Source organism: Mesorhizobium sp. WSM4849, from assembly GCF_055811385.1.
Map to the genome: position 1 here is coordinate 1 of NZ_JBVVPW010000074.1, position 7439 is coordinate 7439.

General features: G+C 62.0%; 10 protein-coding genes and 2 pseudogenes. 4 read left to right on the forward strand and 8 right to left on the reverse strand.

Features of this window, described 5'->3' with window-relative positions:
* Window positions 1-339 precede the first annotated feature (339 nt).
* Both AC0L3L_RS35920 and AC0L3L_RS35925 read right to left on the reverse strand, forming a co-directional pair.
* Window positions 340-1122 (reverse strand): hypothetical protein, encoded by a 783-nt coding sequence (locus tag AC0L3L_RS35920; protein ID WP_473642078.1) that lies wholly within the window; start codon window positions 1120-1122, stop codon window positions 340-342.
* A gap of 115 nt (window positions 1123-1237) precedes the next feature.
* Window positions 1238-1525, reverse strand: coding sequence for a hypothetical protein (locus AC0L3L_RS35925; protein WP_473642079.1), 288 nt, complete (start codon window positions 1523-1525; stop codon window positions 1238-1240).
* A 99-nt stretch (window positions 1526-1624) separates the two neighbouring features.
* On the opposite strand from AC0L3L_RS35925, the gene AC0L3L_RS35930 reads away from it, so the two are divergent.
* The gene (locus AC0L3L_RS35930; RefSeq protein WP_473642081.1) at window positions 1625-2095 is read left to right on the forward strand and encodes a hypothetical protein; all 471 of its coding nucleotides are present in this window, start codon (window positions 1625-1627) and stop codon (window positions 2093-2095) included.
* Between the two features lie 10 nt (window positions 2096-2105).
* Here AC0L3L_RS35930 and AC0L3L_RS35935 read toward each other — a convergent pair.
* From AC0L3L_RS35935 to AC0L3L_RS35950, 4 genes and pseudogenes are all read right to left on the reverse strand, one after another.
* Window positions 2106-4189 (reverse strand): annotated as a pseudogene (locus AC0L3L_RS35935) (recombinase family protein).
* Window positions 4179-4451 carry a hypothetical protein gene (locus AC0L3L_RS35940; protein ID WP_473642083.1) on the reverse strand — a complete coding sequence of 91 codons (273 nt, stop codon included), beginning with the start codon at window positions 4449-4451 and terminating at the stop codon, window positions 4179-4181. The pseudogene AC0L3L_RS35935 and the gene AC0L3L_RS35940 overlap by 11 nt, the downstream one beginning before the upstream one ends.
* 19 nt (window positions 4452-4470) lie before the next feature.
* Window positions 4471-4920, reverse strand: a complete 450-nt coding sequence (locus tag AC0L3L_RS35945) for a helix-turn-helix domain-containing protein (RefSeq protein WP_473642085.1) — start codon at window positions 4918-4920, stop codon at window positions 4471-4473.
* A gap of 187 nt (window positions 4921-5107) precedes the next feature.
* Entirely contained in the window at window positions 5108-5404 is a 297-nt protein-coding gene (locus AC0L3L_RS35950) for a DUF5372 family protein (RefSeq protein WP_473642087.1), read from the reverse strand.
* 146 nt (window positions 5405-5550) lie between these two features.
* Here AC0L3L_RS35950 and AC0L3L_RS35955 point away from each other — a divergent pair, with 146 nt between their 5' ends.
* Window positions 5551-6066, forward strand: a complete 516-nt coding sequence (locus tag AC0L3L_RS35955) for a Mu transposase domain-containing protein (protein ID WP_473642089.1) — start codon at window positions 5551-5553, stop codon at window positions 6064-6066.
* Here AC0L3L_RS35955 and AC0L3L_RS35960 read toward each other — a convergent pair.
* Window positions 6036-6299: a hypothetical protein gene (locus tag AC0L3L_RS35960; protein ID WP_473642093.1), complete on the reverse strand. Its 264-nt coding sequence runs from the start codon at window positions 6297-6299 to the stop codon at window positions 6036-6038. The genes AC0L3L_RS35955 and AC0L3L_RS35960 overlap by 31 nt on opposite strands.
* On the opposite strand from AC0L3L_RS35960, the pseudogene AC0L3L_RS35965 reads away from it, so the two are divergent.
* A pseudogene (locus AC0L3L_RS35965) lies at window positions 6243-6691 on the forward strand (ATP-binding protein). The gene AC0L3L_RS35960 and the pseudogene AC0L3L_RS35965 sit on opposite strands and share 57 nt — an antisense overlap.
* Window positions 6603-6947 carry an ATP-binding protein gene (locus tag AC0L3L_RS35970; protein ID WP_473642091.1) on the forward strand — a complete coding sequence of 115 codons (345 nt, stop codon included), beginning with the start codon at window positions 6603-6605 and terminating at the stop codon, window positions 6945-6947. Before AC0L3L_RS35965 ends, AC0L3L_RS35970 begins: the two are co-directional and overlap by 89 nt.
* A gap of 25 nt (window positions 6948-6972) precedes the next feature.
* Here the strand turns inward: AC0L3L_RS35970 and AC0L3L_RS35975 are convergent.
* On the reverse strand, window positions 6973-7439 hold a 467-nt coding region (locus AC0L3L_RS35975; protein WP_473642095.1), incomplete at its 5' end, for a hypothetical protein.

Consider the following 7439-nt stretch of genomic DNA (forward strand, 5'->3'; position numbering starts at 1 on the left):
CAATCGAGGATCTGGAAACGGTACGAGATACCTATATTCTGGAGCTGACAAAACTGAGGGAACAGGCGTTTGCCCATTCAACAGGGCAAAAGCAACCGGCTGGCCGAAGGTTGAGGACGGCGTGATGCGGCTGACGGCCGCGCAGCTGTCGGCGCTCCTCGATCACGCATGTTGATGCCCCTCCTGGTGAGGCTGAATGATTCTCGGATCAAGGTGGCTAATGGTGTGGTAGCGGAGGTCACGGACCGCATCGATTACGGAAGGGGAGTTTTGGAACAGGTAGGCTCCGGTCGGCTGACGGTCTGTCAGAAGGCGCTTTTGCCTGATCTGCACGTAGATTTAATTGACGGGGATGTTCAGCCGTGCGGCCAGTTGTGTGGCGCTAAGTGAAGTGGACTCGTGGGTCCATCGGTTGCGTTGCGTCGTCATCCTGATCCCGACGCCGAGCCGGGTCCGCTGCACGGTAATTGGCAAGACCTTGTCCGCGCAATTGGGCGAATGGTGCCCCTCCCGGGTGAGGACGGTGGCAATCGCATCGTCCGGCATGCCGGCCTGCGCGAGATCGAGCAGACGCGCGCGCATTTCTCCACCGCGCGTGAGCTTGGCGAGGGAGTTGACCTTCATCTTCACCTCAAGTTCGGTCACCGCGCCGCCTCGCCACACGATCCTGACCAGAGCAACGTCGCGCTCGCCGCGGTCGAGAACGACCTTTTCAATCAGGCACCGCAATAACGCCTTGCGATGAGCATCCGTCGTGGCGTCGCCCGCCCAGATCTGCGGCAGGCAGCCGGACAGGGCGACTACCTTGCTGTTGAGGGCCTTGCCCAACGCCAATTGCGCAACAGGCCCAGCCGAAGCTTGCCGGGCAAGGGCTTCCTCGGCAGCGCGGACTTCGCTCAACGCAGCCTCCCACCTTCGCTCGAGTTCGCCGGCGACAAGACGGTTATCAGGATCGACGCGATTGAACTGCCGCTCTGCCAGCGCCGCAGCATAGCGCTTGCGCTCACGCTCACGCTCCGTGCTCGTGCGTAAGGCCTTGTCGACCTGCTGCTGTGCCCGCCGCGCCCGCGACAGTGCGTCGAGCTCGGCGGGAGCCAGGGCCGTCAAGAACGCGTCGGCCACGGCGGCATCCACGCGTGAAGCACGGATGTACTGGTGCGGATTCCGACGTGAAGCCGGCCGCCATTCCGATCAAAGACCGGCCACCGTTCCGATTTGAAGCCGGCCACCATTCCAATCAAAAGCCGGCCAGTTTTCGGCACTGAAGATTACCTCCTGGGTCAGCAACTTTGGCATCAATCACCTCGCCATGAACGGGGACATTTTGATGCCGGCAAAGAGAAGGCTGACCATGAGACAATTGAGACAGATGCTGCGGCTTGCCGGAAGCGGGACGAGCTCCCGCGAGATTGCGGTCGTATTGGGGATAGCGCGCAGTACGGTGCAGGATAATTTGCAGCGTGCAGCCGCGGTTGGATTGAACTGGCCCTAGCCGGGCGAGCTGACCGACGATGCGCTTGAGCACAAGCTAATCAGTCGCAACGGCGTCAAACAGGGCACGCGACGACGCACGGAACCGAACTGGGCCGATCTTGCGGTCGAGCTCAAGAAGCCCGGCGTCACCTTGCTCATCCTGTGGGAGGAGTATCGAGGGTCGCATCCCGACGGTTATGGCTACAGTCGCTTTTGTGAACTTCTACGGGGATTTAAGCAGCGACTGTCACCGACGATGCGCCAGGAGCATGCGGCCGGCGACAAGGTCTTCGTGGATTATTCCGGCAAGAAGATTCCGATTGTCGATCGCAACACCGGTGAGATCCGCGAGGCGGAGATCTTCGTGGCGGTGCTGGGTGCGTCCAGCTACACCTTTGCCGAGGCCACCTGGACGCAAACGCTCCCCGACTGGATTGGCTCGCATGTCCGGATGGTTTCGTTTTTTTCACGGCGTTCCCAGACTCGTCGTTCCCGACAATCTGAAGTCGGGCGTCAGTCGCGCCAGTTTCTACGATCCCGAGATCAACCGCAGCTACGGCATGATGGCTTCCCACTATGGCGTCGGCGTTCTTCCGGCACGGCCAAGAAAGCCTCGGGATAAGGAGCAGGCATCACAATGCACCTTGTTGGAGTTGTTGAGCGACAATTAATCTGGGCGGACGACCACCATATCGACTGCCGGCGCCTTTTTCGAGTCTGACGTTGCCCGGCGGTTCGTACAGGTATCGATGGTTGCTGGCGTAGCGATGGCGCTTGAGAATGCCCTTTCGCCCGAGTTGGTGAACGGTCGAGACGCACACGCCGAGCTGCTGGGCTACTTCCTCGCCGGTGATCATGCCGCTCTCCCGCAGCCGTTCGTAGCGGCTCTTCAGTCCATAGGTGCGGCGCACGAGCATGACCTTCTTCAGCGTGAAGGGTTCGCCGCGCCAGTTGCGATGCCCCAGTTCATTGAGACGGGCGGCGATCTGCTGGTCGTTGGCGGTCTCCAGCAGCTCATTCATCAACGCCACGACCTGTTCCGGCGTCTTGCGTATCACTGACATAGGCCGCGGCATGGTCACCGACAGGCTCTGCGTGCGCCCGCCGCGCCAGCGGATATGGATGTTGACCTGCTCGTCGACGAGCAGCGTCACGTCTTCGACGAGAAGGCCGAGTATGCGCTTGCGTTCGACAGCACCGGTGCGCTCGTCGTTCCAGATGCGCGGGAAATCGGCGGCCAGCGCCCTGATGCGCTCCTGCGCTGGCTCGTCCAGCAGCGAGCGGTCGGCCTCATTCTGGCGCTCGTGCTCGCGCTGGAGCGCGCCGAGGTCACGCAGCCGTGCGTTCCAGTCGGCTTTCAGCGCGTCGGCGACCAGGCGGTTGTCCGGATCGACCTTCAGATAGCGCCGGCGGGCCAGTTCAGCCTCATAGCGGGCGCGTTGCAGCTGCGTGCCGCGCAGGGCCGCGGCCTGCTCCAGGCGTTGGGTGATCTCCTGCTGCACGGCGAGCGCGACATCGATCGCTGCCGGCGCCATCGCCTCCAGCAGTAGCGCGCTCACCGCCTCGTCGACCGGAGCGCCGCGCACCCATTGGCAGTGCTTGCCGGCGTGTCGCACGACCGCTTCGTTGCAGACATAATACGGGCGCAGGCGCCCCTCGAACGGCTCGTACTGGACCCGCATGCGTGCACCGCAGCGGCCGCACAGTAGCCGTCCCTGCAACAGACCGCTGCCCTGGCGGGGCATGCGTCCGCGCAGGCCGAGTGAAAAGCCGGTGGCGTTCTGTTCCAGGGCTGTCTGATTGCGCTCGTACTCGGCCCAGGAAATGTAGCCCTCGTGGGCTTCGGGTATAAGCACCTGCCAATCGGATCTCGCCACGCGCAGCTGCACGGATTTGAGCTTGGCATTGTAGGCTGTGCGCGTGCGCCCATAGGCAACGCGCCGGCATAACGCGGGTTGTGCAGAATCTGGAGCACGCGGGAATGGTCGATCTCGCTCCACAGGACGTCGCCCTTGCCGATGCCGCGGCGGATACGCCGGGGAAAGAGGATCTTCTCGCGCCGCAGGCGGCGCACGACGGCGCAGGCCGAGCCGGTCTCGCGGAAGGTATCGAACAGGAGCCGCACCGTGTCCTGGATCTGTCGGTCGGGATCGAGCACGACCCGCGCGTCAGGGGTATAGATCAACCCGATCGCCAACGGCATCTCGAGCTCGCCGCGGCGCGCCTTGTTGAGAATGCCGCCTTGCAGCCGCGATTTCAGGATGTGCAGTTCGGCCTCGCTCATCGTGCCCTTCAGCCCGAGCAGCATGCGATCGTTGAAATAGGCCGGATCGTAAACGCCGTCCTCGTCCATGATGAGGGTGCGCGACAGGGCAGCCAACTCAAGGAGACGGTGCCAGTCGGCATTGTTGCGTGCCAGGCGCGACACTTCCAGCCCCAGCACGATCCCTGCATGCCCCATTGCCACTTCAGTCACCAGGTGCTGGAAGCCGTCGCGGTCCTGCGACTGCGCGCCGGAGAGGCCGAGGTCGCTATCGATGACGTGGACACGTTCGATCGGCCAGCCCAAGGCCACTGCGCGATCGCGCAGGGCGTATTGCCGCTTGGTGCTCTCGGTCTTCTCGAACACCTGACGAAGAGGGGACTGACGCACGTAGAGAAATGCATCACGCCGCAGATGGTCGGCGCCAACCTTCATGGCGATGTCAGTAGACATGATTGCCTCGGGTCTCTGCTGCCAGCACCATGTTGGCGAGCATGTGCACGAGCTGGCGATCGTGCACTGCAGCCGAAGCCGTGGGCGGTGGTTCCGGCCGCCGATGCGTCGGCGGGGAAGGCTGGGGGCTCGCGATCAGCACCGCCAGCCCTTGCCAAAAGCCATGAAAAACGATGGCGCCCATGTCCTTGGCGCAGGCCTGACCGCACAGGACGGCGGCGCGCAGCGTCTCGTAGAAATCCTTGCAGCCGTGCGGCAGCATCGGGGTGCGCGCATGGGGCTCACCGTTTTTTTTTACGGGCCATCGCGCGTTCGATGCTGCGGGGATGGACGCTGATACCGAGTGTCGAATGCAGCAGTTGCGCCAGGGATCGCGCCTGCAGCGGAGCACCCGCGTTCTGGTTCTGCTCGATGAGCTGCATGACCTCGTCGGTGAGCTTGTGGGCCGACTTTGGCCCACGCGTGCGCGGCAGCAGGCCGGCAATGCCCTCGCGTTCAAACGCGGCCTCGGCCTGATAGTATGTTGGCCGCGACAGACCGAAAAGCGCGGCGGCATCGGCCTTGTTGACGCCATCCTTCTGGACGTGACGCAGCATCTCGTACTTCACCTGCACGAGATCGAGAGGATCGAAGAAGCTGGATTCACGAAACCAGGGGGCGCGGACGGTCTCGGGGCGCGGGTTGAGCGCTCCAAGCTGGCGCAGTCGATCGCGTTTGGTCTCGTTGGGCATCGTATCCCCTTGCTTGTATGTAAATTAAATTATGCCTCAATGAACGATGTGTCAATCTAATGAAGGCGGCTGTCGTATTGATCTTACACCGCAAATGCGCGCGGCATAGAGGCTGTAACGACGGCGCATCCGGCATGCGGCGGCATAATTATGTTGACACATGCGGCATAAATTGCCTGACACGTGTTCAGTCGCCATGGCTGCGCTCGATTTGCTCGATCAACGCCGCCAGGGTTGCCAGATCATCTGGACGCACGAACGACCGACCGGCCGCGACCAGAATGAAAACATCGGGTTCACCGACGTCCGTCCATGACGCAAGCAGGGAGCGAAGCCGTCCCTCCGCGTCGTAGAACATGACGCGGTCCTCACCCCAGTTCTGTTTGCGGGTCGACAGCACGAAGCGCTGACCCCGCCACGGATGGAACGGGTGCGTGACCTCGAACTCTATACGCGCTTGAGTGTCAGCACGAACTGCAGTCATGGACTTGAAAGAAATCGAAAGTGGAGAATGGAGTGCGTTTCGCCCAGTCCTGCATTCTGGGGCGCCTGCGCAACCAGACTTTCTTCTCGCTGGCTGAGGCCAATGCCGCCATTGCCCAGGCGCTCGATCGCATCAACGACCACGTCATGCGCCGGCTGGGCGTCAGTCGCCGACAGCTCTTCGAAACCGTCGAGCGCCCGGCTTTGGCCAGTCTTCCACTGGAGGATTACGAGTTTGCCGAATGGCGTTTGGCCCGCGTCTCGACGGATTATCACGTCGAGTTCAAGACCTTCTTTTATTCCGTGCCCCACAGCCTCATTCGTCAGCAGGTCGATCTGAGAGCAACGGCGCGCACCATCGAGATCTTCCACCGCGGCAAGCGCGTCGCGGTGCATCAGCGCCGCTATGGGGGTCCTCGCCATGGAACCGATCCGGATCACATGCCCAGTTCCCACCGGCGCTATGCGAATGGACGCCGGAGCGCTTTCGGCGCTGGGCCACGTCGATCGGGCCGCAGACCGAAGGTCTGGTCATCGCAATTCTCGCCAGCCGTCCCGAGCGGGGCTTTCGAACATGTCTGGGCATCCTACGTCTGTTTCGCGACATCGATCGCAATCGGGCCGAAGCCGTGTCAGCCCGCGCTGTCGAGATCGGTGGCCTGAACTGCAAGAGCATCGCTTCGCTCATCGCCAACCACAAAGCCGCACGCCATTCCACCGAACCAACCGCCATCGTCGATCACGCCAATCTGCGTGGCCCTGATTACTTCCATTGAGGAGACACACCAATGCTCATCCATCCGACCATCGACATGCTGCGCGAACTCGGCCTTCATGGCATGGCCACCGCCTTCCTGGAGCTCGACGCACAATCCGAAGCACGCGGCCTCGAGCATGGCGAATGGCTTGCCATGCTGCTCGAGCGCGAGGCTACCATGCGCCGCCAGAAGCGTTTCGAAACCCGCGCCAGGCTGCAAAACTTCGCCATGACGCACAGATCGAGAATACCGACTTTCGTGCCGCACGCGGTCTTGATCGCAATCTGTTCAAGGCGCTCGCCGGCTGCGACTGGATCAGAAAGCATCACAGTCTTCTCATCACCGGGCCGGCGGGCGTCGGCAAGAGCTGGCTGGCCTGCGCTCTTGGCCACCAGGCCTGCCGCGAAGAACTTCTCAGTCGCCTACCACCGACTTCCCCGGCTGTTCGCCGCCCTCGCGCTTGCAAGAGGCGACGGGCGATACGGCAGGATCCTCAAATCTCTTGCCAGGACCGACCTGCTGATCCTTGATGACTGGGGACCGGAAAAACTCAATGACGACCAACGCCGCGATCTCCTGGAGATCATTGAGGATCGCTACGAACGACGCTCAACCATCGTCACAAGTCAGGTGCCCGTGGATCGCTGGTGGGAAATTATTGCAAACCCGACTTTGGCCGACGCCATCCTGGACCGCCTCGTTCACAACGCCTATCGCATCGATCTCACCGGTGAAAGCATGCGAAAACAGCGCCCGCCAATCGTCCCCGAAAACACCGAAGCTTGACCTGAAACAAAACCCAACCCAAACATCAACGAGACCCAGGATCAGTCCGAACACTGGCCGCCTTCAAATCGGAAGGGTGGCCGGAATGAAATCGGAATGACTGGCCGGCTTCAAATCGGAATCGGTGGCCGGCTTCATCGGAATACGCATGTACTGGCACGCCGGCAAGCCCGTGTGGGAGCGCAGGTGATTGCACACATACTCTCCGCCACCCTTGTAGCGAACGTACATCTTGTGGCCGCATCGCCCGCACCAGGCGATGCCATGCAGGAGAAGTTCGCCGTTGCGATGCGTATTTCAGGCGATCGTGAGCACGGATTTCACCGCATCGTGAGCAAGGATTTCGCGGGATCGTGAGCAGCGATTTCAGACGATCGTGAGCAGGCCGCCGTGGCCGGGTCGGCAGCACCGAACTGCCATAATGCTCGGCCATGCCGGCATAGGTGCGGTTTACCTGCGGGTCGTAGCGGCAGGCCTTGATGATGGCGACCT

Excerpts from the sequence above, each read along its gene's own strand:
- AC0L3L_RS35955 (WP_473642089.1), top strand. The coding sequence starts at position 5,551 with ATGCGCCGGCTGGGCGTCAGTCGCCGACAGCTCTTCGAAACCGTCGAG.
- AC0L3L_RS35960 (WP_473642093.1), bottom strand. The coding sequence starts at position 6,299 with ATGCTCGAGGCCGCGTGCTTCGGATTGTGCGTCGAGCTCCAGGAAGGC.
- AC0L3L_RS35940 (WP_473642083.1), bottom strand. The coding sequence starts at position 4,451 with ATGCTGCCGCACGGCTGCAAGGATTTCTACGAGACGCTGCGCGCCGCC.
- AC0L3L_RS35945 (WP_473642085.1), bottom strand. The coding sequence starts at position 4,920 with ATGCCCAACGAGACCAAACGCGATCGACTGCGCCAGCTTGGAGCGCTC.
- AC0L3L_RS35950 (WP_473642087.1), bottom strand. The coding sequence starts at position 5,404 with ATGACTGCAGTTCGTGCTGACACTCAAGCGCGTATAGAGTTCGAGGTC.